Origin of the sequence: Curtobacterium sp. MCSS17_011, from assembly GCF_003224275.1 — a bacterium.
In the GTDB taxonomy this organism is placed as follows: domain Bacteria; phylum Actinomycetota; class Actinomycetes; order Actinomycetales; family Microbacteriaceae; genus Curtobacterium.
In genome coordinates this window covers 106,786-127,352 of sequence record NZ_QKLE01000008.1, presented here as the reverse complement: position 1 = coordinate 127,352, position 20,567 = coordinate 106,786, and the positions used below count along the sequence as shown (strand labels likewise).

The 20,567-nt window shown below is 71.6% G+C and carries 24 protein-coding genes and 1 pseudogene; 9 read left to right on the top strand and 16 right to left on the bottom strand.

Translation table 11 applies throughout. The features are described from left to right. Window positions 1–124 precede the first annotated feature (124 nt). The 5 genes and pseudogenes from DEJ17_RS08250 to DEJ17_RS08235 all read left to right on the top strand — a co-directional run bounded on the left by DEJ17_RS08250 (window position 125) and on the right by DEJ17_RS08235 (window position 2,513). Window positions 125–610 (top strand): DUF4126 family protein, encoded by a 486-nt coding sequence (locus DEJ17_RS08250; RefSeq protein WP_181421106.1) that lies wholly within the window; start codon window positions 125–127, stop codon window positions 608–610. Window positions 611–747: 137 nt separating this feature from the next. Then, window positions 748–840: pseudogene (locus DEJ17_RS18145) on the top strand (NmrA family NAD(P)-binding protein); the annotation flags it as partial. A gap of 170 nt (window positions 841–1,010) precedes the next feature. After that, window positions 1,011–1,718: an NAD(P)-dependent oxidoreductase gene (locus DEJ17_RS08245; protein WP_309146739.1), complete on the top strand. Its 708-nt coding sequence runs from the start codon at window positions 1,011–1,013 to the stop codon at window positions 1,716–1,718. Between the two features lie 79 nt (window positions 1,719–1,797). Next, window positions 1,798–2,181 (top strand): hypothetical protein, encoded by a 384-nt coding sequence (locus tag DEJ17_RS08240; RefSeq protein ID WP_110892923.1) that lies wholly within the window; start codon window positions 1,798–1,800, stop codon window positions 2,179–2,181. After that, on the top strand, window positions 2,178–2,513 hold the full coding sequence (locus tag DEJ17_RS08235; RefSeq protein ID WP_110865336.1) for a sigma factor-like helix-turn-helix DNA-binding protein: 336 nt from the start codon (window positions 2,178–2,180) through the stop codon (window positions 2,511–2,513). Before DEJ17_RS08240 ends, DEJ17_RS08235 begins: the two co-directional genes overlap by 4 nt. Window position 2,514: 1 nt before the next feature. Here the strand turns inward: DEJ17_RS08235 and DEJ17_RS08230 are convergent, their stop codons facing one another. From DEJ17_RS08230 to DEJ17_RS08215, 4 genes are read right to left on the bottom strand one after another with little or no spacing between them, the layout of a single operon-like run. Further along, window positions 2,515–3,708, bottom strand: coding sequence for an MFS transporter (locus DEJ17_RS08230; RefSeq protein ID WP_110892922.1), 1,194 nt, complete (start codon window positions 3,706–3,708; stop codon window positions 2,515–2,517). After that, entirely contained in the window at window positions 3,705–4,403 is a 699-nt protein-coding gene (locus DEJ17_RS08225) for a carboxymuconolactone decarboxylase family protein (RefSeq protein ID WP_110892921.1), read from the bottom strand. Before DEJ17_RS08225 ends, DEJ17_RS08230 begins: the two co-directional genes overlap by 4 nt. A 60-nt stretch (window positions 4,404–4,463) precedes the next feature. Next, window positions 4,464–4,667, bottom strand: a complete 204-nt coding sequence (locus DEJ17_RS08220; RefSeq protein WP_110892920.1) for a hypothetical protein — start codon at window positions 4,665–4,667, stop codon at window positions 4,464–4,466. Further along, entirely contained in the window at window positions 4,664–5,548 is an 885-nt protein-coding gene (locus DEJ17_RS08215; protein WP_181421105.1) for a helix-turn-helix transcriptional regulator, read from the bottom strand. The genes DEJ17_RS08220 and DEJ17_RS08215 overlap by 4 nt, the downstream gene beginning before the upstream one ends. 86 nt (window positions 5,549–5,634) lie before the next feature. Between DEJ17_RS08215 and DEJ17_RS08210 the strand changes: the two genes are divergently transcribed. Beyond that, complete coding sequence (locus tag DEJ17_RS08210; protein WP_110892918.1) at window positions 5,635–6,519, top strand: aldo/keto reductase; 885 nt, start codon at window positions 5,635–5,637, stop codon at window positions 6,517–6,519. Window positions 6,520–6,597: 78 nt separating this feature from the next. Here the strand turns inward: DEJ17_RS08210 and DEJ17_RS08205 are convergent, their stop codons facing one another. After that, complete coding sequence (locus DEJ17_RS08205) at window positions 6,598–7,476, bottom strand: helix-turn-helix transcriptional regulator (protein ID WP_110892917.1); 879 nt, start codon at window positions 7,474–7,476, stop codon at window positions 6,598–6,600. 55 nt (window positions 7,477–7,531) lie between these two features. Further along, a complete protein-coding gene (locus DEJ17_RS08200) occupies window positions 7,532–8,689 on the bottom strand; it encodes a sorbosone dehydrogenase family protein (RefSeq protein WP_110892916.1) in 1,158 nt (385 codons plus the stop codon). 110 nt (window positions 8,690–8,799) lie between these two features. On the opposite strand from DEJ17_RS08200, the gene DEJ17_RS08195 reads away from it, so the two are divergent. Together DEJ17_RS08195 and DEJ17_RS08190 are read left to right on the top strand one after the other, a co-directional pair. Further along, window positions 8,800–9,198, top strand: coding sequence for a cupin domain-containing protein (locus tag DEJ17_RS08195; protein WP_110892915.1), 399 nt, complete (start codon window positions 8,800–8,802; stop codon window positions 9,196–9,198). Then, the gene (locus DEJ17_RS08190) at window positions 9,195–9,866 is read left to right on the top strand and encodes an SDR family oxidoreductase (protein WP_110892914.1); all 672 of its coding nucleotides are present in this window, start codon (window positions 9,195–9,197) and stop codon (window positions 9,864–9,866) included. Before DEJ17_RS08195 ends, DEJ17_RS08190 begins: the two co-directional genes overlap by 4 nt. A 134-nt stretch (window positions 9,867–10,000) precedes the next feature. Here DEJ17_RS08190 and DEJ17_RS08185 read toward each other — a convergent pair whose 3' ends face one another. From DEJ17_RS08185 to DEJ17_RS08155, 7 genes are all read right to left on the bottom strand, one after another. Beyond that, the gene (locus DEJ17_RS08185; protein WP_110892913.1) at window positions 10,001–12,823 is read right to left on the bottom strand and encodes an ABC transporter permease; all 2,823 of its coding nucleotides are present in this window, start codon (window positions 12,821–12,823) and stop codon (window positions 10,001–10,003) included. Then, window positions 12,820–13,548, bottom strand: a complete 729-nt coding sequence (locus DEJ17_RS08180) for an ABC transporter ATP-binding protein (protein WP_110892912.1) — start codon at window positions 13,546–13,548, stop codon at window positions 12,820–12,822. The genes DEJ17_RS08185 and DEJ17_RS08180 overlap by 4 nt, the downstream gene beginning before the upstream one ends. After that, window positions 13,545–14,129, bottom strand: coding sequence for a PadR family transcriptional regulator (locus tag DEJ17_RS08175; protein WP_258366723.1), 585 nt, complete (start codon window positions 14,127–14,129; stop codon window positions 13,545–13,547). Before DEJ17_RS08175 ends, DEJ17_RS08180 begins: the two co-directional genes overlap by 4 nt. A gap of 177 nt (window positions 14,130–14,306) precedes the next feature. After that, a complete protein-coding gene (locus DEJ17_RS08170; RefSeq protein WP_110892910.1) occupies window positions 14,307–15,188 on the bottom strand; it encodes an aldo/keto reductase in 882 nt (293 codons plus the stop codon). Between the two features lie 74 nt (window positions 15,189–15,262). Then, on the bottom strand, window positions 15,263–15,850 hold the full coding sequence (locus DEJ17_RS08165; RefSeq protein ID WP_027466857.1) for a YdeI family protein: 588 nt from the start codon (window positions 15,848–15,850) through the stop codon (window positions 15,263–15,265). Between the two features lie 42 nt (window positions 15,851–15,892). After that, window positions 15,893–16,438, bottom strand: coding sequence for an acyl-CoA thioesterase (locus DEJ17_RS08160; protein ID WP_110892909.1), 546 nt, complete (start codon window positions 16,436–16,438; stop codon window positions 15,893–15,895). Between the two features lie 123 nt (window positions 16,439–16,561). Further along, window positions 16,562–16,798, bottom strand: a complete 237-nt coding sequence (locus tag DEJ17_RS08155) for a hypothetical protein (protein WP_110892908.1) — start codon at window positions 16,796–16,798, stop codon at window positions 16,562–16,564. 111 nt (window positions 16,799–16,909) lie between these two features. On the opposite strand from DEJ17_RS08155, the gene DEJ17_RS08150 reads away from it, so the two are divergent. Then, window positions 16,910–17,896 (top strand): aldo/keto reductase, encoded by a 987-nt coding sequence (locus DEJ17_RS08150; protein WP_110892907.1) that lies wholly within the window; start codon window positions 16,910–16,912, stop codon window positions 17,894–17,896. Window positions 17,897–18,059: 163 nt separating this feature from the next. On the opposite strand, the gene DEJ17_RS08145 is transcribed toward DEJ17_RS08150, so the two are convergent. The 3 genes from DEJ17_RS08145 to DEJ17_RS08135 all read right to left on the bottom strand — a co-directional run bounded on the left by DEJ17_RS08145 (window position 18,060) and on the right by DEJ17_RS08135 (window position 20,422). After that, on the bottom strand, window positions 18,060–18,542 hold the full coding sequence (locus DEJ17_RS08145) for an FBP domain-containing protein (RefSeq protein ID WP_110892906.1): 483 nt from the start codon (window positions 18,540–18,542) through the stop codon (window positions 18,060–18,062). Between the two features lie 224 nt (window positions 18,543–18,766). Then, on the bottom strand, window positions 18,767–19,480 hold the full coding sequence (locus DEJ17_RS08140) for a class I SAM-dependent methyltransferase (RefSeq protein WP_110892905.1): 714 nt from the start codon (window positions 19,478–19,480) through the stop codon (window positions 18,767–18,769). A gap of 30 nt (window positions 19,481–19,510) precedes the next feature. After that, a complete protein-coding gene (locus tag DEJ17_RS08135; protein ID WP_110892904.1) occupies window positions 19,511–20,422 on the bottom strand; it encodes a helix-turn-helix transcriptional regulator in 912 nt (303 codons plus the stop codon). Between the last annotated feature and the right edge of the window lie 145 nt (window positions 20,423–20,567).

Sequence of the window (20,567 nt, the reverse complement as noted above, 5' to 3'; positions counted from 1 at the left end):
CGGACGCTACTCGGGGCGGCTCCGTGCCCGGGGAACGCCGGACGTCCGCCGGCGATCGCTTGCGATGCTCGGAACACCCGAGGTCACCGTGCGTACCGTCAGGGGCAACACGACAGGAGTCACGATGAGCAAGCAGCACGAGCAGCACACCCTGGTCCGCACCCTGGTCCTCGGCATCATGAGCGGCGGCCGGAGCGCCACCCCGCTCGCCGTCCTCGCACTGAACCACGACCGGTCCTCGCTGAAGGGTTCGTGGCAGCAGTGGAAGGTCTTCAGCACCCCGGTCGGCCGCGGCCTGCTCGTGGCGTCCGCCGTCGGTGAGCTCATCGGCGACAAGCTGCCGAAGACCCCGAACCGCATCGCTCCGTCCGCGCTGCTCGGCCGGGTCGCCTCCGGTGCGCTCGCCGGCGCAGCGCTGGGCACCACCGGGAAGCGCGACCTGCGCATCGAGGGCGCGATCCTCGGTGGCGTCGGCGCTCTCGTCGGCAGCTTCGTCGGCTGGGGTGCGCGCAAGCTCCTCGGGGGCGCGGGTCTGCCCGACCCCGTCGTGGCGCTCGCCGAGGACGCGGCGACCATCGCCGGCTCCGTGAAGGTCATCACCGCCGACTGAGCGTGGCGGGCGCGCTGCGCTGCGTGCGCGCTCCCGTCGCGCTCCGTGCCTGCTTCGTGAGCAGGAACGGTCGGGTCGCACCGCCGCACCCGACCATTCCTGCTCACGAACCGCACGCCTCGGCCTACGGTGGCCCCATGCGCATCGTCGTCATCGGAGCCACCGGCCACATCGGGTCGTTCCTCGTCCCCCGTCTCGTCCGCGCCGGGCATCAGGTCGTCGCCGTCACCCGCGGCACGAGCACCCCGTACGCCGACGCCCCGGAGTGGCGGCAGGTCGAGCGGATCAACGCCGACCGCGAGCAGGAGGACCGCGACGGCACCTTCGGCAGCCGCATCGCCGCACCGGCGCCGACGCCGTCGTCGACCTCGTCTGCTTCACCGAGTCGTCGGCCGCCGCGATGGTCGAAGCGCTCCGCGGCACGGGTACGCACCTGGTGCACTGCGGCTCGATCTGGCGTGCGGGTGTCTCGCACGTGCTGCCGATCACCGAGGAGAACGCGACCTCGCCGTTCGGCGACTACGGCGTGCAGAAGGACGCGATCGCCCGGATGCTCAAGGAAGAAACCGCGTCAGGTGGTTTGGTCACGACTTCGTTGCACCCCGGCCACATCAGCGGCCCAGGCTGGAAGCCGATCGGGCCGCTCGGCAACCTGGACACCTCGGTGCTGACGAAGCTGTCCGCGGGCGAAGCGCTCGAGGTGCCCGGCCTCGGCGCCGAGACGATGGCCCACGTGCACGCCGACGACGTCGCGCAGGCGTTCCAGCTCGCCCTCGAGCACCGCGATGCGGCGGCCGGTGAGGACTTCTTCATCACGGCTCCGACGGCGCTCACCGTGCGCGGGTACGCCCACCTGGCAGCGTCGTGGTTCGGCCAGGAGGCCCGGCTCGACTCCGTCACCTGGGACCGGTTCCGCGAGACCACGGCTCCGGAACACGCTGACGCCAGCTGGGAGCACCTGTCCCGCAGCCAGGTCTTCAGCACCGAGAAGGCGAGTCGTCTGCTCGGCTACGCACCGGCGTTCACCGCCGAGGAGACCGTGCTGGACGCCGTGCGCTGGCTCGTCGACCGCGGCGAGCTCGAGGTCACGAACCCCCTGGTCCGCTGATCCCCGAGGTCTGAGCCCTGCGGAACCCTTGCGGATGTTATTAGTTGCAGCTATTATCAGTTGTGGGTAATGTCGCCGCATGGAGATCGACTGGCCGCGAGAGTTCAACGACCAGCTCGATCGTCTCGAGGTCGACACGAGCCCGCGTGGACGGAAGCGCCTGCAGCTCCTGACGTTCATGCTGAAGCGACTCCGAGACCTCGAGGAGGCACCGGTCCAGGACACGGCGATGATCAAGCGGGTCCGCCAGTCACGGAAGCACCTCGTGTGGCGTGTCTCGCATCCCTACGTTCCGGGTGTCGCCCTGCGCGTCATCTGCTGGTTCCCGCCCACTCGGGACCGGGTCGTCGTGGCGCTGTTCTCGGGCGACAAGGCATCGATGGGCGACGTCTTCTACGACACTGTGGGTACCCGAGCCGACCGACTGATCGACCGCTGGCTCGACGAAACGAAGGAACGATGATGGGCAAGAAGGACTTCGTCCGCGGGAACGACCGCGTCGAGCGTCTCCTGAGGCAGCCGGACATCGCGGACGCTGTTGCCGCGCTCGAGACCGAGGCCGACGACCTGGACCGAGTCCACGCGATGAGCCTTGCGATGGTGCGCGAAGCGGGGAAGCGCACGCAAGCCGAGATCGCACACGAGCTCGGTATCAGTCAGGGGGCGGTGTCGCAGATGGAACGGCGCGAGGACATGTTGCTCTCCACTCTCCGGAGCTACATCACCGCGACCGGTGCCGAGAACCCACGCATCATCGTCACGGTCAACGGCCGTGACGTCGAGTTGGCGATCTGACTCAGGTCCGCTCCGGCTCGACCACGAGCCCGCGGTTCCGGTGCACGACCCAGACCGTCGCGGCGAACCCCGCCAGCACCGCGGCGCCGATCATGACCGCCGTCCAGCCCCCGGCGTTCCACAGCACCGACGCCAGTGCCGAACCGATCGCGCCGCCGATGAAGTTCGAGGTGACGAACGCCGTGTTGAGCCGGCTCCGCGCGGCCGGGTCGACCGAGAAGAGCCGGGTCTGGTTGAGCACGTTCGCCGCCTGCACCGCGACGTCGAGCAGCAGCACGGCGAGCAGCACCACGACGATCGAGTCCGCACCGATCCCAGCGACCACCAGCGAGACGAGGAGGAGCCCGATCGCTCCCCCGGTGACGGGTACCGACAGCCCGCGGTCGTGGAGTCGCCCGACCCGCTGCGCCGCCACGGCACCCGCGAGCCCCACCAGCCCGACCAGCCCGATGCGGCTGGTGGAGAAGTCGTAGGGGTCGCTGCTCAGCAGGAACGTCAGCGCGGTCCAGAACATCGTGAACACGGCGAACACCGACGAGCTGATCACCAGCGTGACCTGCACGGTCCGGTGGGTCCGGACGGCACGGAACACCGACAGGATGAGCTGCGGGTACGCCACCTCGTCGCGGGTGCCGAGCTCTGGGATGGCCCGCCGCAGCAGCACGGCGAGGATGACGGCGACGACGGCGGCGAGCACGTAGATCGCGCGCCACCCGAGGGCGTCGGCGACCAGGCCGCTGATCGTCCGCGACACCAGGATGCCGGTGAGCACCCCGGACGCGATCGTCCCGACCACGCGTCCGCGCTGTGCGGGGTCGGCGAGGTCGCCGGCCAGCGGGATGAGGAGCTGCCCGGCGACCGTGGTGAGCCCGACCAGCGCGAGGGCGACCAGGAGCGTCGCGAAGCTCGGCGCGATCGCGGCGAGCAGCAGCGCGACGGCCGAGGCGACGAGCACCCGGGGGATCAGGCGTCGGCGGTCGAGGACGTCCCCGAGCGGCACGACGAGCAGGATGCCGAGGGCGTAGCCGACCTGGGTGAGCGTGACCAGCAGCCCGGCGAGCGACGCCGAGGTGCCGAGCGACGATGCGATGTCGTCGAGCAGTGGCTGCGACCAGTACAGGTTGCCGACCGCCGCTCCCCCGGCGACGGCGAACAGCAGGGTCCGGCCCGTCGACATCGAGTGGTCGGTGCTCATGCTGCGGGTGCTCCCTCGTTCAGGGCGGCCAGGGCGTTCAACGTGCGCGGGTAGCCGATGAGCGGGACGAGCACGGTCAGGACGTCCAGCATCTGCTGGCGGGTGTTCCCGACGTTCAGGTTGCCGGCCACGTGGGCCTGCACCTGCGCGTCGGCCCCGCCGAGCGCCGCGAGCATCGCGAAGGTCAGCAGCTCGCGGGTCGGCAGTGCGAGGCCGTCTCGACCGACGGTGTCCCCGAAGCAGTTGCCGGACAGGAACCGCTGGAAGTGCACGGCGTCCGCGTGAGCGTTCTCGTACATCGCGTCGACGCGGTCCGCACCGACGACGGCACCCTGCACCGCTCGGCCGCGCTCGAGCCGGTCCGCCGGGGTCGTCGTCGACTGTCCGGCCAACGGCAGGGCGACCCCGCGGGCGACGAGCACCTCGTTGGTGATCGCCAGGAACTCCCCGACCCGTGCGGACCCGACGTAGGCCACGGCCTGGTACACGATCTCCTTGGCCTCGGTGGGTGACAACGGACCGTCGAGCGCCGTCCCCAGCAGATCCCGGAACGAGGCCGGTGCTCCGGCAGCGATCGTGGCGCCGAGCTGGACGACCGCGCGGTCATGCTCACTGAGCGTCACCTGCTGCAGGGTCTCGTCCACGAAGTCGGCGTGGTACCGGGCGAACTCGGGGTCGGTCTCGGCGATCGTCATGTCCTCGACGCTAGGACCGCGCGTCGTCCGGTGACAGGTGCTGTCCTCCCCCCTCTCCGCTCATCGACGCCGGAACAACTCCCCCAGGTGCCAGGGGCCTGGCGCGAGCCGCACGGCCGCCTCGGCTCGGACCCGTTCCTCCAGCTCGCGATCGCGGGTGAGCTCGTGGATCTCCTGCTCGGCGCGCAGCCGGAACCGCAGTCGGCCGAGGATCCCGGTCGTCGGCGCGGGGAGGACCGTCCGGACGGAGTCGGTCTCGTTCATGCGTCGTCGGCCGCGGAGACAGCCATCGGCGCGCTCGCCGCGGTCGTGGCGGCCAGGCTGGCGAGCAGCTGCAACCGCTCCTCGGACGGCGAGCCGGGCTCGGTGCCGTAGACGACGAGGGTCAACCCCGTGTCGGTCACGAGTTCCATCGTCTCGTAGGTCAGGTCGAGGTCGCCCACCTCGGGGTGGTGCAGACGCTTCCCGCCGCTGCGGTGCCGCATGACGTCGTGCGCTGCCCACCGCCGCCGGAACTCGTCGCTCCGGGTGGAGAGCTCCCCGATCAGGTCCGTCAGCCCCTTGTCGTACGGCGATCGGGCCGCCTCGGCGCGCAGGGCGGCGACCACGTCGTTGACGACGGCGTCCCAGTCGCGCCAGAACTGCTGACCGCGGGGGTCGAGGAACGCGAAGCGTGCGGTGTTCGGGGTGCCCGAGGGCGCGAGGAACAGCGGTGCGTACACGGCACGGGCGAGGGTGTTGCCGGCGAGGAAGTCGAAGCGACCGTTGCGGACCCAGGCGGGAGCGCCGATCGAGTCGAGCACCCGCTGCACGTTCGGCCGGACCTTCGACGTCGGGATCGTCCGGCGCGAGGCACCCGAAGCGTTCTGCAGACGGGCCAGGTCGAACAGGTGCGCGTGCTCGGCGTCGTCGAGCCGGAGCGCACGGGACAGCGACTCGAGGACGCTCTCGGAGGCCCCGGTCAGGTTCCCGCGCTCGAGACGGACGTAGTAGTCGACGCTCATCCCGGCGACGAGTGCGAGCTCCTCGCGGCGCAGCCCCTTCACGCGGCGGACCCCACCGAAGTCGGGCAGACCGACCTGCTGCGGCGTGACGCGCTCCCGGCGGGTGCGGAGGAAATCCCGCACTTCGCTTCTGGTGTCCATGCGTCCACGGTACGTCCGGCCGGGTGCCGGAAGCAGGGGTTGCTGGTACCCGTCAGCGGGCACACGTCGGTCGTAGCGTCGTCGGCATGCAGACAGTCACCCTCAACAACGGACTCGAGATCCCCGCCATCGGTTTCGGGGTGTTCCAGAGCAAGCCCGACGAGACCGTCGAAGCGGTCCGGACGGCCATCGAGGTCGGGTACCGGCACATCGACACCGCTGCCGGCTACGGCAACGAACGCCAGGTCGGCGAGGGCATCCGTGCCTCGGGCGTGGACCGCGATGAGATCGTGGTGGAGACGAAGGTCTGGGTCTCGGACTACGGCTTCGACGCGACCCTGCACGCCTTCGAGAAGGCGACCGGCAAGCTCGGCTTCGACACCATCGACGTGCTGATCCTGCACCAGCCCGCACCCGAGCGCTTCGAGCAGACCGTGCAGGCGTACCGCGCGCTCGAGCGGCTGTACGCCGATGGCCGGGTCCGTGCGATCGGCGTGAGCAACTTCATGCCGCACCACCTCCGCTCCCTGCTCGAGCAGTCCGACGTCATCCCGGCACTGAACCAGGTCGAACTGCACCCGTACTCCACGCAGCCCGACGTGCAGCGTGCCGACGCGGAGCACGGGATCCTCGACCAGGCGTGGTCCCCGATCGGTGGCATCACGTTCTACCCGGGCTGGGGCGACGAGCGGGTGAGCGTTATGGACGACCCGACGATCCGAGCCATCGCCGAGGCGCACGGCAGGACTCCGGCACAGGTCATGCTCCGCTGGCACGTGCAGCAGGGCCGGAACGCGATCCCCAAGTCGACGAACCCCGGGCGCATCGCCGAGAACTTCGACGTGTTCGACTTCGCGCTGACGGAGGACGAGCTCACGCGGCTCGACGCCCTCGACACCGGCCGCCGGAACGGTCCGGACCCGGACGCGGTGAACCCGGGCTGGTTCGACGTCGCGATCCCGGAGGTCTGACGCGACCACGTCACAGCCGGGAGGCGCGGTGCCAACTGGCACCGCGCCTCCCGGCCGTCAGTGGTCGCGACCACCGCATCAGGCGAGCTGACGCGCCCGCTCCGCGATGCCCTCGGTCGCCGCCCACGAGGCCAGCACCCGCAGGGCGTCGGCTGTCGGGCTGCCCGGCGTCGCCGGGTAGATCGTCAGGGAGAGCCCCGGGTCCTCGGCGAGTTCGAGCGTCTGGAAGTGGAGTTCGAGCGGCCCCACGACGCTGTGCCGGAACGACTTCACGCCGGCGTAGTGGCGTCGGACGTCGTGCGCTGCCCAGAGCTCGCGGAAGTCGTCGCTCCGCATCGACAGCTCGCCGATCAGCGCGGCGAGGTCCCTGTCGTTCGGCGTCCGGCCCGCTTCGCGGCGCAGGATCGCGACGTTCGTGTGCGCGGCCCGCTGCCAGTCCTGGTAGAAGTTCCGCGCCTGCGGGTCGAGGAAGATGAAGCGCGAGAAGTTCATCGGCCGGGCCGGTGCGGCCACCAGGTCCGAGTGCATGGCGTACCCGAGTGCGTTGGCGGCGACGATGTCCTGCCGGTTGTTGACGATCATCGCCGGGGCGTCCGTGACGACGTCGAGCAGGTACTGCAGCTCGGGTCGGACGGCGGCGACGGGCACGACGCGACCGGCGCGACGCGGGGTCTCGTTCTGGTGCTGCGCGAGGTCGCGCAGGTGCTCCCGCTCGGCGGGGTCGAGCTGCAGGGCGCGGCCGATGGCGTCGAGCACGCTCTCGGAGACGCCCTGCAGGTTCCCCCGCTCGAGTCGCGTGTAGTAGTCGATGCTGACGCCGGCGAGGCGGGCGACCTCTTCTCGGCGCAGCCCGGTCACGCGGCGCCGGGTGCCGAAGGTCTCGACGCCGGCTTGCTCGGGGGTGATGCGGGCGCGACGGCTGGAGAGGAAGTCGCGCGCTTCGTCGCGGTGGTTCATGCCGTCACGGTACTTCGCCCCGTCCGGCGCGAGCGAGGGGCTGCGGGAACCCCTTTCACGTGCGCGTGAACGGGACGGAGACGATCCGGTCGTCACCGCTCGACGGTGTCCCGCGGCCGTCGGTGTTGTTCGTGACGAACCAGAGGGTGTCCGACGGGCCCTCGAGCACCGTCCGGATGCGGCCGAAGTCACCCGCGAAGTACTCGGTCGCCGTGCCGGGGTCGTCGGCCGGGACCGCCCGGAGCACCTCGCCCCGCAGGTTCGCGACGAACACCGTGTCGTCGACGACGGCGAGGCCGCTCGGGGACGCCTCGTCGGTGGACCACTGCTGCACGGGGTCGACGAACCCCTGGTCCTCGCCGCCGGTGCCCTCGACCTCGGGCCAGCCGTAGTCCGCGCCGGGCTCGATGACGTTGAGCTCGTCGTGGGTGTTCTCGCCGAATTCCGACGCGAACATCGTGCCGTCCGACGACCAGCCCATGCCCTGCACGTTGCGGTGCCCGAGGCTCCACACCGGCGACCCGTCGATCGGGTTGTCGGCGGGGACGTCGCCGTCCGGGGTGAGCCGCAGGATCTTGCCCGCGAGCGAGTCCTCGTCCTGGGCGTCCGTGCTCGCACCGGCGTCCCCGACGCTCGCGTAGAGCATGTCGTCGGGCCCGAACTCGATCCGCCCGCCGTCGTGGAACGTGTTCTTCGGCAGGCCGTCGATGATCGTCGTCGCCTCGCCGAGCCCCCACGACCCGGTGGTCCCCGTCAGCTCGTACCGCTGGATCCGGTTGCCGTCGTCGGCCGTGGAGTACACGAACAGGTCGTCGTCGTGCAGCGCGAGCCCGAGCAGGCCGCCCTCGCCGCCGTGGCTGACTCCGTCGACCGTGCCGACCTGGCGGGTGGTGCCGTCGGACCGCAGCTCGAGCACCCGGGCCGAGTCGCGCTCGCTGACCAGCGCGTCGCCGTCGTCACCCGTCAGGACCACCGACCAGGGGGCCTCCAAGCCGGTGACCACGTCCGTGGTGTCACCGTTGAGCGCCACCTGACCGGCGGACAGGCCAGCGGGCGCGCTCGCGCGGGCCGTCGACGATCCGCCCCGGTCGGATCCGTCCTGCTCTGCTCCGTCGCCGCTCGTGCAGGCGGTGAGGGCCAGCGTCGCGACGGCGGCGAGGCCGGCCACCGACCAGAGGCGGCGGCTGCGGGGCGTTCCGGCGGGTGTGTCCACGATGATCCTCCCGGGGTCGTGGGTCGATCACACACGCTGCGTTCGGGAAACCCCTGAGGGGGTCTGTCGGCACCTCCCGGGCGCAGACGCAGGGGCCTACCGTCGTCGGCATGCAGATCGAACCGAAGCAGCCGACCGTCAAGAACCCGCCCGAGCAGTTCACCGGCGACGTGTACCTCGACGCCATCGCCTCGCCGAAGGAGCCTGGTCAGACGATGACCGTCGCCAAGGTCCGGTTCCTGCCCGGCGCCCGCACCGCGTGGCACTCGCACGCCAGGGGCCAGACCCTGCACGTCACCGAGGGCGTCGCGCGGATGGGCACCCGGGACGGCCGCGTCATCGAGGTGCAGGCTGGACAAACCGTCTACACGCCGGCCGGCGAGGAACACTGGCACGGCGCGACCCCCACCGACTACATGGAACACCTCGCGATGCTCGAGGCCGCCGACGACCCGGCGACGACCACCACCTGGCTCGAGCACGTGAGCGACGAGGAGTACACCGCATGAACACCATCGCCATCGTCGGGGCTGGCAAGGGCCTCGGCCTCGCCGTCGCCGAGCGCTTCGCCCGTGAGGGCTTCGCCGTCGCCCTGATCTCCCGCAACCAGGACCGGCTGGACGGCCTCGCCGCAGAGCTGCGCGAGCGCGGCCACACCGCAGCCGGGTTCGCCGCGAACGTCCGTGACGGGGACTCCCTGCGCACCGCACTCGAGCGCGCCACCGAGCAGCTCGGCCCCATCGAGGTGCTGCAGTACAGCCCGCTCCCCGCCAAGGAGTACATGCGCCCCGTGCTCGAGACCACGGCGGACGACCTGGTCGGCCCGATCGAGTTCTCGGTCTACGGCTCGGTCAACGCCGTCCGCCAGGTGCTGCCCGGCATGCGCGCCATCGGCCACGGCACGATCCTGTTCGTCAACGGCGGCAGTGCGGTCCGACCGGGAGCCCGCGTCACCGGCACGTCCGTCGCCTTCGCGGCCGAGAGCGCCTACGCGCAGCTCCTGCACGACGCCGTCCGCGACGAGGACGTCCACGTCGGCCAGCTCATCATCCCGTTCGGCATCGACGACGGGCAGCCCGAGCACTCCGGGGAGTCCATCGCCGACCGCCTGTGGGCGATCCACACGGAGCGCGGCGACTTCCGCACCTACGCGGAGGCGCTGCCCGAGCTCGCGTGAGCGCGGCGCTCGCCGCTTCGTGAGCAGGAATGGTCGGGTCCGACACGGCGACCCGACCATTCCTGCTCACCATGTGACGGACTGGAGGCCCGTGGCGACGCCGCCACGGGCCTCCGGTCCGTCCGTTGCGCGCGTCAGTGCGCCCGTCTCACCGTCACCCGCCGCCGACCCCGGGAGGTCAGCCAGGCCCCGGCCGTCACCACGAGGGGCAGCCCGATCGCGAGCAGGGCCAGCGTCGTCCAGTCCGGCGCGAACGGCAGGTGGTTCGTCCCGGGCACCGGGGTCGTGAACCGCAGAGTCAGTGCCCGCATCGGCAGCAGTCCCAGGAGGGTGCCGATCACCGCGCCCACCGAGGCCAGGATCGCCGCCTGCCAGGTCGAGACCCCTCGGCGCAGGCGCGGTGCGGCACCGATCGCGTCGAGCACCTCGTCGTCACGGCGCCCGTCGGACCGCGCGAGTCCGATCGCCACGGCGGTCGCCCCGATCGTGACGGCGGCAGCGAGGGCCAGCACGATCGCCCGGATCAGCGCGCCGTCGTCCACCGGGCCGGCCTCGTAGGTGAACTGCGGACCACTCCAGCGGGCGCGATCGTCGCCGCCGAAGCTCTGCCACGCCGAACTCAGTTCGTCCGACTGCGCCGGCTCGACATCGTGCGGCAGCGTCGTGACGAGCATGCCGTCGACGACGGGGACACCGTGGCGCTCCGCGGTGGCCTTCGTCATGAAGACGCCGACCTTGATCCGCGGGCTCTGCACGTCGAGCACGGCCGGGATGGAGACGCTGGCGGCGGGCCGGGTGCGCTCCGTGATCGGCTGGCTGTCCCACGTCCGGTCGTGGAACGTGTCGATGCGGACCGCACCGTCGTGGGCGTACTCGGGCCAGAGGGACACGGCCTTGCCGCCCTCGAGCGCGTCCCGGACGGCGGCGGACGGTCGGTGCCCGGTGAGCACCGCGTAGTCGTCGACCGTCCCGGTCCAGATGTGCGGGCCCAGGGCCGTCGAGGTGTCGAGGTAGTACGAGCACGAGGTCGTGTCGTTCACGGGGCAGTCGTACGGCGTCCACCGGTGCGGGATGGTGATCGTCGACGGTGTCTCGCCCGGTGCTTCCTGGGTCACTCCGAGCACCCGGATGCGGTTCTGGTCGAACACACCGGACACCACCTTCGCCGCATGGGCGGTCAGTGCCGCGTCGTGGCGGCCGGTGGCACCGCCCTGCTCGGTCTCGGTCTGGACCTCGGTCGTCGCGACCCCGACCGCCGTCGAGTACTCGTACCCGCGGACGAACTGGGCGTGGCTCGACGCGTTCCACGTGATCACGACCGACGCGACGAACACGACGCTCATCACGCTGGCGAGGACCGGGACGGTACGGACGGGGTTCCGCCGGGCGTCGCGGGCGGCGAGCCGGGCCGACAGCCCCGCCCGAGCGGTCAGCCGGGTGACGAGCGCGAGCAGCCACGGCGAGCAGATCGCGATGCCGAGCTGCATCAGGCACGGGCCGATCGCGACCCCGGCGCCGACGACGAAGGCCCAGCGGTCCTCCTGCACCGGACGGTCGTTCAGCATGAGCACCCCGACGCCGCACGCCAGCGTCATCACGGCGCCGAGGACCACGAGCAGCGGTCCCCAGATGCGCCGACGACGGCGGGCCGGACGGCTGACGGGCACCGGACGGAGCGAACCCCGCAGGGCTGCGAGCACGTTGATCCGGGTCGCCGACCGTGCGGCGACGAGCGCGGAGACGAGTCCGGCGAGCACCCCGGCGGCGGCGATGGACAGCAGCAGGAGCGGTGGCACGTGCAACCCGGGGAACGACACCACGTTGCCGTTGTCGATCAGTCGGTAGGCGAGCACGCCGATCCCGGTGCCGGCGGCGACCCCGAGGACCGCGCCGACGAGGCCGAGCACCAGGCCCGACCCGGCGACGATCGTGCGGACGAACCGCTTGTCGCCGCCGACGCTCGTGACGATGGCGTACGAGCGGGTGTCGGCCCGGGTGCCGACCAGGAACGCGGCCCCGGCGAGCAGGGCGACCTCGAACATCGCGAAGGCGCCGAACAGTGCCATCGCGCCGAGGTACCAGCCGAGCGTCGAGGTGACCTGGCCACCGGCGAGCCCGGCGTCCGGCGGATCGAGCACGACGGGGCGCGACTGCACGACGATGCCGTGTGCGTTGAGCTGCTGGATCTCGCTCCACGTCGGGGCGTCGGACGGCAGGTACACGGTGACGTCGGACAGTCCGGCGTCGTCGGTGGTGTCCGTCGTCGACAGCGTCGTCCCCCACGGCAGGAACACGCCCTGCGACGCGGGATCCCTGCCGAGGTCGATCATGGTGCCGGCAATCGTGAAGCGCTTCGTGACCGGGTCGGTCAGGTCCACGGAGTCGCCGATGTGCGCGCCGAGTCGCTTGAGCGTGGCCGGGGTGACCATCAGTTCGCTGCGCGTGGTGGGCACGGCCCCGTCGAGCACGTGCCAGTGGCCCTCGAGCGACGGGTCCCACACGCTGCCCTCGTCGGCGGAGAGCCCCACCGGACCCCGCGGCCCCTGCAGCACCACCGGCGTGCTGCCGACCGGGATCGCCAGCGCGCCGTCCGGCACGTGGGCGAGGACGTTCGTGAACGGCGTGTCCTCGTCGGCCTTCGAGGCCGGGCTGTTCCGCTTCGTGTCGGTGTACTGCCACTCCACGGGGTCCTGCCGCATGCCGGGCACGTCCGGGCCGGACACCCACATCTGCGCCGATGCCTGGCCGAGGTCGTAGTCGAGCCGCTCGGTGACCGTGGCTTGCGTCGACTGCACGACGACGGCGACGGCGGCGAACCCGGCGGTGGGGATCCCGATGAGCGCGATGATCAGTGCCGCGCGGCCCGCCTTCGCGAACGCCAGCCGACGCCCCAGACGAAGCGCCGGTCTCAGTGCGAACGGCGTCCGGCCGGTCCCGGCACGCCGACCCCGGCTCACGAGGCGGTCCGGTCCGTCAGCGCCGCCTCGACGCCCGAGTACACGGTCTCGTCGACCACCCGACCGTCGCGCAGGAACACGATCCGGTCCGCCCAGGCTGCGTGCCGGGCGTCGTGGGTCACGAGGAGGGCGCCGGCTCCGGCGTCGACGTGCCGACGGAGCATGCGGAGCACGACCTCGCCGGTCTGCGAGTCGAGGGCACCGGTCGGCTCGTCGGCGAGCACGAGTCGACGCTCGCCGACCACGCCGCGGGCGATCGCGACGCGCTGCTGCTGCCCGCCGGACAGGTCGTCCGGGTAGGCGTCGGCACGGTGCGACAGCTCGACGTTGTCCAGCGCGAGCTCCGCGGCACGGCGGGCCTGCGAGGCCTTCCACCCGTCGAGCTCGAGCGGCAGTGCCACGTTCTCGACTGCGGTCAGCGAGGGGATCAGGTTGAAGTCCTGGAACACGAACCCGATCAGCCGGCGTCGCAGCGCTGCGAGCTCCTTGGCAGGACGGTCGGACACGAAGGCGCCGTCGATCAGCACCTCACCGCTCGTCGGCGGCAGCAGGGTGCCGGCACAGGCGAGCAGCGTCGACTTGCCTGAGCCCGAGGTGCCCATCACGGCCACCATCTCGCCACGCTCGACCCGCAGGTCGATGCCGGCCAGGGCCGTGACGGCCTTCGCGCCGGAGCCGTAGTGCACGCTCACGGCGTCGAGCTGCAGGAGCGGTGTGGCGGTCACCGTGCGCTCCGGGGAGCGGGAGCGGTAGCGGAGGCGTCGGCACTGGCCGGTGCCGCCGGATGGTCGTCCGGCCGGTACCGCGCGACACTCGACTCCACGTGGTCGAGCCAGCGCACCTCGGCCTCGGCCTGGAACACCATCGACTCGAGCACGAGCGACCACGCCAGGTCCGTCGACGGGTCGGTCGTGCGCTTCAGCCGCGTCAGGTCCTGCAGGTTCCGGATCGCGGCACCGCGCTGCACCTGCACCAGCCGGGCGACGTCGACCCCGGGCACGGTCACGGCGAGGGCGAACTTGATCGCCAGCTCGTCGCGGCCGCGCTTGGCCGGTACAGGCTCGCTGAACCAGCGGGCCACCTCTGCACGACCCGCGTCGGTCGCCGTGTAGACGACGTGTCCGTCGTCGTCGGCGTCGCCGCGAGCCACGAGGCCGTCGCGTTCCAGGCGGTCCAGGGTCGTGTAGACCTGGCCGATGTTCAGCGGCCAGCTCCCGCCGGTGCGGTGCTCGAACTCCCCCCGGAGCTGGTACCCGTAGCCGGGTCCCCCCACCAGCAGCGCGAGTACGCCCATCCGAACGCTCATGACACTTCCCCTGTCCTCGGGCCACTGTGGCCATACTGAGTATGCACATACCCGGTATGCGTACGCAAGCACGGATCTGGCAGGGCAGAGAAACGGACGGGAGGCGCGGTGCCAGCTGGCACCGCGCCTCCCGTCCGACCGGTCGTCGCGTTCGCGACCCGCGGTCGCGTCCCTGAGTCAGTGACCCAGCTTCGCCAGCTCCTCGAACTCGTCGTCGGTCAGCTCGACGGTGGCACCCGCGAGGTTGTCCTCCAGGTGCGCGACGCTCGACGTGCCGGGGATCGGCAGCATCACCGGGGAGCGCTTGAGCAGCCAGGCGAGCGCGAGCTGCGCCGGGGTGGCGCCCTTGCGCTCAGCGATCTCGGTGAGCGGCGAGTCCTCGCCGGTCAGGCCGCCCGTGGCCAGTGGGAACCACGGGATGAAGCCGATGCCCTGTTCCTCGGACCAGTCGAGCAGCTCCTCGGCGTCACGCTTCTGCAGGTTGTAGAGGTTCTGCACGGAGACGATCGTGGCGATCTCCTGTGCGGCCTTGACCTCGTCGACGGAGACCTCGGACAGGCCGATGTGGCGGATCTTGCCCTCGTCCTGCAGCTTCTTCAGCTCGCCGACCTGGTCCTCGAGCGGGACCTTCGGGTCGATGCGGTGCAGCTGGAACAGGTCGATGCGCTCGAGGCCCAGGCGGCGGAGGCTCATCTCGGCCTCTTGCCGGAGGTACTCCGGGCGGCCGACGGGCGGCCAGACGTTCGGGCCGGTGCGGGTGAGACCGGCCTTCGTGGCGATGACGACGTCGTCGCCGTAGGGGTGCAGGGCCTCCTTGAGGATCTCCTCGGCGACGTAGGGGCCGTACGAGTCGGCGGTGTCGAAGAAGTTCACGCCGAGCTCGACGGCGCGCTTGAGGACGCGGATCGCCTCGTCGTGGTCCTTCGGCGGTCCCCAGACGCCGGGGCCGGTGAGCTGCATGGTGCCGTAGCCGAGTCGGTTGACCTCGAGGTCGCCGCCGATGCGGAAGGTGCCGGAGGACGCGGCCGGACGGTTCGTGGTGTCAGTGCCTGTGGTCATGTCCCTGGTCTACGCCCGGTGCGTTGCCGGTCGCTGAGTCGGTGTCCCCCGACCGCTTTCCGGGTTCGCAGGGTCTACGGACGGGTGGGTCGCGGGTACGGGGTCTCGCCGCGTTCGAGTCCGCCGACGAGCTTGGTGAGCCGGTTCGTCCGCACCGTGGCGTTCGGGGCGGTGGTGATGCGGTGCAGCACGGCGTACCGGTTCGTGGCGTCGAGCTCGGCGAACAGTGCGGCGGCTGCGGGGGCGGCGTCGAGGGCGGCCTGCAGGTCCTCGGGCACCGTGGCCGTGGCCGATCCGGCGTAGGCGCGGTCCCATCGGCCGTCACCCTTGGCGCGCTCGATCTCGGCGTGCCCGCGCTCCCGCATCCGCCCCTCGGCGATGAGTGCGGCGACCAGGCCGAGGTTCCGCTGCGACCACAGCGAGGCCTTCCGGCGCGGGGTGAACCGCTGGCGGTAGGTGGTGTCGTCGCGCCCGCGCCGCTGCCCGTCGATCCACCCGGAGCACAGTGCTTCGTCGAGGGCCGTGTCGTAGGTCAGCGTCGTCGGTTCCGTGACGCCCTTCTTGGCGAGGACGAGCCACACGCCGTCGGGTTCGTGCTCGTGGTCGTCGAGCCACGCACGCCATGCGGCGACGTCCGGCAGCACCAGGTCGACGATGTCCATGCGGTCATCGTAGGACCGGCCGGTGACGCTGATCAGCGCGGGTCAGGCCGCACCGCTGCTGATCCGGGTCGCACTCGCCCAGTCGTGCACCCAGTCGGGCACGGTCAGGTCGCGGTCCGCGCCACCAGCTGCCTCGAGCAGGTCCGCGGTCGGCACCGTCCCGCCGGAACGCCGCAGGAACCGGGCCTGCACCACGGCGCGGGCCATCACGGCACCCTGTCGCACGAACGTCTGCTCCAGGTACACGGCACGGTCGTCGACCCCGAGCACGTGGGTGCGGAGCTCGAACCGCTGCCCGAGCGTCAGCGACCGCTTGTACGTGATCGTCTGCGCCGACACGACGGGGTACCAGCCGTGCTCGGCCAGCGCGGCCCAGTAGCCGGAACGGAGCATCAGGTCGAGCCGACCGAGGTCGAGCATCGACAGGTACTTGCCGTTGTTGACGTGGCGCAGCGGGTCCAGGTCGGTCGGGACCACCCGGAACGGCGTCCGTACCTCGTCCCAGAGCGACGCCCGGCGGCGTCCACCGACCCGAGCGCGCAGACGGGTGCGCAGCTGCAGCAGGAGCAGTCGGAAGTACAGGTTCACGGGTCGATCACACCAGTGCGCGGAGTACTCGTGCGAGCACCTTGGAGGAACCTCACGAAGCGCGGGCAGTCCGGGTCACCGCGGATCCGCTGCTTCCGACAACCGCCCGAGCGGCCGGGTGGGTCAGCCGGAGAACATCCCGCTGGAGGCGCTGCCACCCGGGTGCGCGGTCCTCGACACCCCTTCGGCCGTCGATCGAGCGGCGTCGGCCTCGACCATGGCACGTGACCCGGCGGTGGGGTCGGAGAAGTCCTCGAGGTCTTCGAGCGCCCGCCGCCGACGGCGGTTCTGCACCTCGAGCACGACGAGCAGGGTGCCGAGCACGACGACCACGGCGATGACGATCCAGATGACGACCATGACACTCCCCCGAGCCCGGGGCGTCTGCCCCGTCGCTCGCAGCCTAGTGGTGCGGAGGCGGGTACAGCCAGTGCCTCCCGCCGCCCCGGGGACCGGGAGTAGACCTGCAGCATGCAGACACGCAAGCTCGCAGACCTCGAGGTCGGACCCGTCGGCCTCGGAACCATGGGCATGAGCGCCTTCTACACGGGCGCCGGCACCGACGACGACGAGTCGATCCGCACCATCCACCGCGCGATCGACCTCGGCGTCACCCTGTTCGACACCGCCGAGGCGTACGGCCCCTACACGAACGAGGAACTGCTGCGCCGCGCGCTCGAGGGCCGTCGCGACGACGTCGTCATCGCGACGAAGTTCGGCCTCATCACCCACACCGCCGGTGAGGAGACCCCCGCCACGGGCCGCGGCATCAGCTCCGCGCCCGAGTCCGTCCGCGAGGCCCTCGAAGGCTCTCTCCGTCGCCTCGGCACCGACCACATCGACCTCTACTACCAGCACCGCGTCGACCCGGCCGTCCCGATCGAGGACGTCATCGGCCAGCTCGCCGGCTTCGTGCAGGAGGGCAAGATCCGGCACATCGGCCTCTCCGAGGCGAGCGCCGCGACGATCCGGAAGGCCCACGCCGTCCACCCGATCACCGCGCTGCAGAGCGAGTACTCGCTGTGGACGCGGGACCCCGAGGGCGACGTGCTCGACACCCTGCGCGAGCTCGGCATCGGCCTGGTGCCGTACTCGCCGCTCGGCCGCGGGTTCCTGACGGGTGCCATCACGAAGCCGTCCGACCTGGACTCCGACGACTTCCGCCTGGCGAACCCGCGCTTCCAGCAGGAGGCGTTCGCGCAGAACATGCGCATCGTCGACGCGGTCAAGGAGATCGCGACCGAGGCCGGGGCCACCCCGGCGCAGGTGTCGCTCGCCTGGCTGCTGGCCCAGGGCGACGACATCGTCCCGATCCCCGGCACGAAGCGGGTCTCCCGCCTCGAGGAGAACGTCGGCGCAGCCGACCTGACCCTCACCGCGGACCAGCTGTCGCGCCTGTCGGCGCTGCCGGTCCCGACCGGTGACCGCTACCCCGACATGTCGACCATCGGTCGGTAGACGCACCACCTGACGGCATGGAGGCCCGGTGCGGATCCGTCACGGGCCTCCAGTCCGTCGTCAGTCGCGTTTGCGGACGCGAGACGCCGGCGTCAGCGCGAGGCGCCCCCGAACCCGGCGGCGTCTCGCTGACTCGGCGGCGTCTTCCGAGGACGCCGGCGTCTCAGACCTCGGCGGCGAAGGACGCGGCCCGGACCTGCAGGTCCTCGATGCGCCGGAGGCGCGCTGCCTCGACGTCGTAGCCCTCGTACGCGGGCGGTGGAAGCTTCCGGACGTTCCGCGAGCACTGGAAGTCCTGGCAGACCAGGGTGCCGACGGTGTTGCCGTTGCGTCCGGCCGGCCCGGACCGCTTGGCGCTGTAGAACGAGACGTCGTTCGGCAGCTTGACGTCCTGGCACCACGAGCACTGTGCACGGGAGCGGGACGACGCCTCGGCCTGCCGGAACAGGATCCCGATCAGCTCGCCGTCCAGGGTCGGCACGACTGCGTACGCCCGCCGGCCGATCTTCGGGTCGCGCCAGCCGAGGTAGTCGAGCGCGTCCCAGTCGAGGGTCAAGAAGTCGGCGGGCAGCGTGAGGTCGGACACCTCTTTCCGGGAGGCGTTGACGAAGGACGTGCGGAGGGTCTTCTCCACGATGGGGAGCATGGGTGATCGCTTTCGTACAGGCCCGGGGCGTGCGGACGCACACCGCACCGGGCGGAGGAGGTCAGGGTTCGACGAGGGCGGCCGCACCCGAGGGCACGACCGAGGGCCTCACGCCCTGATGCCGGCGCTACGGGCGCCGACCACCTCCTGGAAGCTCACCCGACCAGCCTACGTCCGGGTGTCAAGCCCGAACCCGTCAGCGCGGCCGCGGTGTTCGCCCGCGGTCAGTTCGGCGTCGCCGTGACCAGGACGACCGAGCCCTCGTACGTCGGGCGGATCCGCAACGACCCGTGCCGCCGGTCCCACTCCCCCGACTCCAGCGCGGCCCGGAGCGCTGCCACCGACCGCCGGACGGTGAACTCGTCGACCAGGCCCCACGCCGGGTCCGCCTGGCGCACACCGGGGTCGAGCAGTCGCTCGGGTCGGGCGTAGTACGCCTCGGTGAACCCGTCGACGCACGTGAACGGGATCGGCAACGCGGTGCTCGTCACGGTGTCGTCCCGCAGTGCGTCGGCCATCCGCTGCAGTGCTGGATGGCGACGGGCCTCGGCCACCAGCACCTCGGGCGCGTACTCGGCGAGCCAGGAGCGCTCGATGCGGTCGGGGTCGAACGTCAGGACCACGATCGGACCCCGGGTCACCCGACGAACCTCGGCGAGCCCGCGCTCGAGGTCGTCCCACTCGTGCAGCGAGAAGGTCGTCATCGCGGCGTCGAAGGTGTCGCCGGCGAAGGGCAGGTCTCCGGCGGGTTCCACGGTGGTCACCTCGCGGTCGGTCGGCGCGTACGAGCCGGCACCGGCACCGGCAGCGGCAGCGATGTCGAGCACGGTCCGGGCGTCTCCGAGGGCCTTCGCGACCGCGCGGGCGAACGCGGGTTCGGGCCGGCGGTGCTGCCGGTGGTCCACATCCCCTGCTGAGCCGTCCGTCGTCCTCGTCACGTCCCCACCCTACGAACCCGCGGGGCCGGGTCAGTCGACCGACTCGGACTCGGACTCCGACTCGCGCAGGGCCGCGTACTGCTCGGCCCGCTCCGTCGCGGCCCAGCTGCCGAGCAGCGTGAGCGACCGCTCGGACTCGCTGCCCGGTTCGGCCGAGTACGAGAACAGCGTCAGGCCGGGGTCGGCGACCAGGTCGAGCGCCTCGTAGGACAGCCGGAGCTCCCCCACGATCGGGTGGTCGATGCGCTTCTTGCCGGTGCGCTGCATCCGGACGTCGTGGGCGGCCCACCAGCCGCGGAACTCCTCGCTCCGGGTGGAGAGCTCACCCACGAGCGTGATGAGCCCCGGCTCGCAGGGGTTCGACACCGCGGCGGTCCGGAGCACGGCCACGGCGTCCTTCGCGGTCTGCGCCCAGTCCGGGAAGAACTGGCGGGCGGCCGGGTCGAGGAACGTGAAGCGTGCGGTGTTCACCGGGCGTCCGGGACCGGCGAACAGCGGTGCGTACAGGGCGCGGCCGAGCTCGTTCGTCGCGACGACGTCCCCGCGCTCGTTCCGCACCCAGGCCGGTGCGCCGGTGATGGCGTCGAGCAGCCGCTGCACGCCGGGGCGCACGCGGGTGGGCACGTTCCGGTGCATGACCTTCGCGCCGGAGTTCGCCAGGCGCGTGAGGTCCCACAGGTGCGCTCGCTCGTCCTCGTCGAGCTGCAGGGCGCTCGCCAGGCCCTCGAGCACGCTGTCCGAGACACCCTTGAGCGAGCCGCGCTCGAGCCGCGTGTAGTAGTCGACGCTGACGCCGGCGAGCATGGCGACCTCGTGCCGACGCAGCCCGGGCACGCGTCGGACCCCGCCGCCGAACGACGGCATGCCGACCTGCTCGGGGGTGAGCCGCGCCCGCCTGGAGGACAGGAAGTCGCGGATCTCGTTGCGCACGTCGATACCCATGCGACGAGCGTACGTGCCCGGGCCGTGCGTCCGGCAGGCGGCAGGGCCGCGGCGGGGCCACCGGCTGTCGCTGACTGGTCACGACACGTCGCGTGCCGCCCGCCGGGTGGTCGCGACCTGTCGGTTGGTGGCGCCGCAGGCGACG

Excerpts from the sequence above, each read along its gene's own strand:
- DEJ17_RS08250 (WP_181421106.1), top strand. The coding sequence starts at position 125 with ATGAGCAAGCAGCACGAGCAGCACACCCTGGTCCGCACCCTGGTCCTC.
- DEJ17_RS08245 (WP_309146739.1), top strand. The coding sequence starts at position 1,011 with ATGGTCGAAGCGCTCCGCGGCACGGGTACGCACCTGGTGCACTGCGGC.
- DEJ17_RS08240 (WP_110892923.1), top strand. The coding sequence starts at position 1,798 with ATGGAGATCGACTGGCCGCGAGAGTTCAACGACCAGCTCGATCGTCTC.
- DEJ17_RS08235 (WP_110865336.1), top strand. The coding sequence starts at position 2,178 with ATGATGGGCAAGAAGGACTTCGTCCGCGGGAACGACCGCGTCGAGCGT.
- DEJ17_RS08230 (WP_110892922.1), bottom strand. The coding sequence starts at position 3,708 with ATGAGCACCGACCACTCGATGTCGACGGGCCGGACCCTGCTGTTCGCC.
- DEJ17_RS08225 (WP_110892921.1), bottom strand. The coding sequence starts at position 4,403 with ATGACGATCGCCGAGACCGACCCCGAGTTCGCCCGGTACCACGCCGAC.
- DEJ17_RS08220 (WP_110892920.1), bottom strand. The coding sequence starts at position 4,667 with ATGAACGAGACCGACTCCGTCCGGACGGTCCTCCCCGCGCCGACGACC.
- DEJ17_RS08215 (WP_181421105.1), bottom strand. The coding sequence starts at position 5,548 with ATGGACACCAGAAGCGAAGTGCGGGATTTCCTCCGCACCCGCCGGGAG.
- DEJ17_RS08210 (WP_110892918.1), top strand. The coding sequence starts at position 5,635 with ATGCAGACAGTCACCCTCAACAACGGACTCGAGATCCCCGCCATCGGT.
- DEJ17_RS08205 (WP_110892917.1), bottom strand. The coding sequence starts at position 7,476 with ATGAACCACCGCGACGAAGCGCGCGACTTCCTCTCCAGCCGTCGCGCC.
- DEJ17_RS08195 (WP_110892915.1), top strand. The coding sequence starts at position 8,800 with ATGCAGATCGAACCGAAGCAGCCGACCGTCAAGAACCCGCCCGAGCAG.
- DEJ17_RS08190 (WP_110892914.1), top strand. The coding sequence starts at position 9,195 with ATGAACACCATCGCCATCGTCGGGGCTGGCAAGGGCCTCGGCCTCGCC.
- DEJ17_RS08175 (WP_258366723.1), bottom strand. The coding sequence starts at position 14,129 with ATGAGCGTTCGGATGGGCGTACTCGCGCTGCTGGTGGGGGGACCCGGC.
- DEJ17_RS08170 (WP_110892910.1), bottom strand. The coding sequence starts at position 15,188 with ATGACCACAGGCACTGACACCACGAACCGTCCGGCCGCGTCCTCCGGC.
- DEJ17_RS08165 (WP_027466857.1), bottom strand. The coding sequence starts at position 15,850 with ATGGACATCGTCGACCTGGTGCTGCCGGACGTCGCCGCATGGCGTGCG.
- DEJ17_RS08155 (WP_110892908.1), bottom strand. The coding sequence starts at position 16,798 with ATGGTCGTCATCTGGATCGTCATCGCCGTGGTCGTCGTGCTCGGCACC.
- DEJ17_RS08150 (WP_110892907.1), top strand. The coding sequence starts at position 16,910 with ATGCAGACACGCAAGCTCGCAGACCTCGAGGTCGGACCCGTCGGCCTC.
- DEJ17_RS08145 (WP_110892906.1), bottom strand. The coding sequence starts at position 18,542 with ATGCTCCCCATCGTGGAGAAGACCCTCCGCACGTCCTTCGTCAACGCC.
- DEJ17_RS08135 (WP_110892904.1), bottom strand. The coding sequence starts at position 20,422 with ATGGGTATCGACGTGCGCAACGAGATCCGCGACTTCCTGTCCTCCAGG.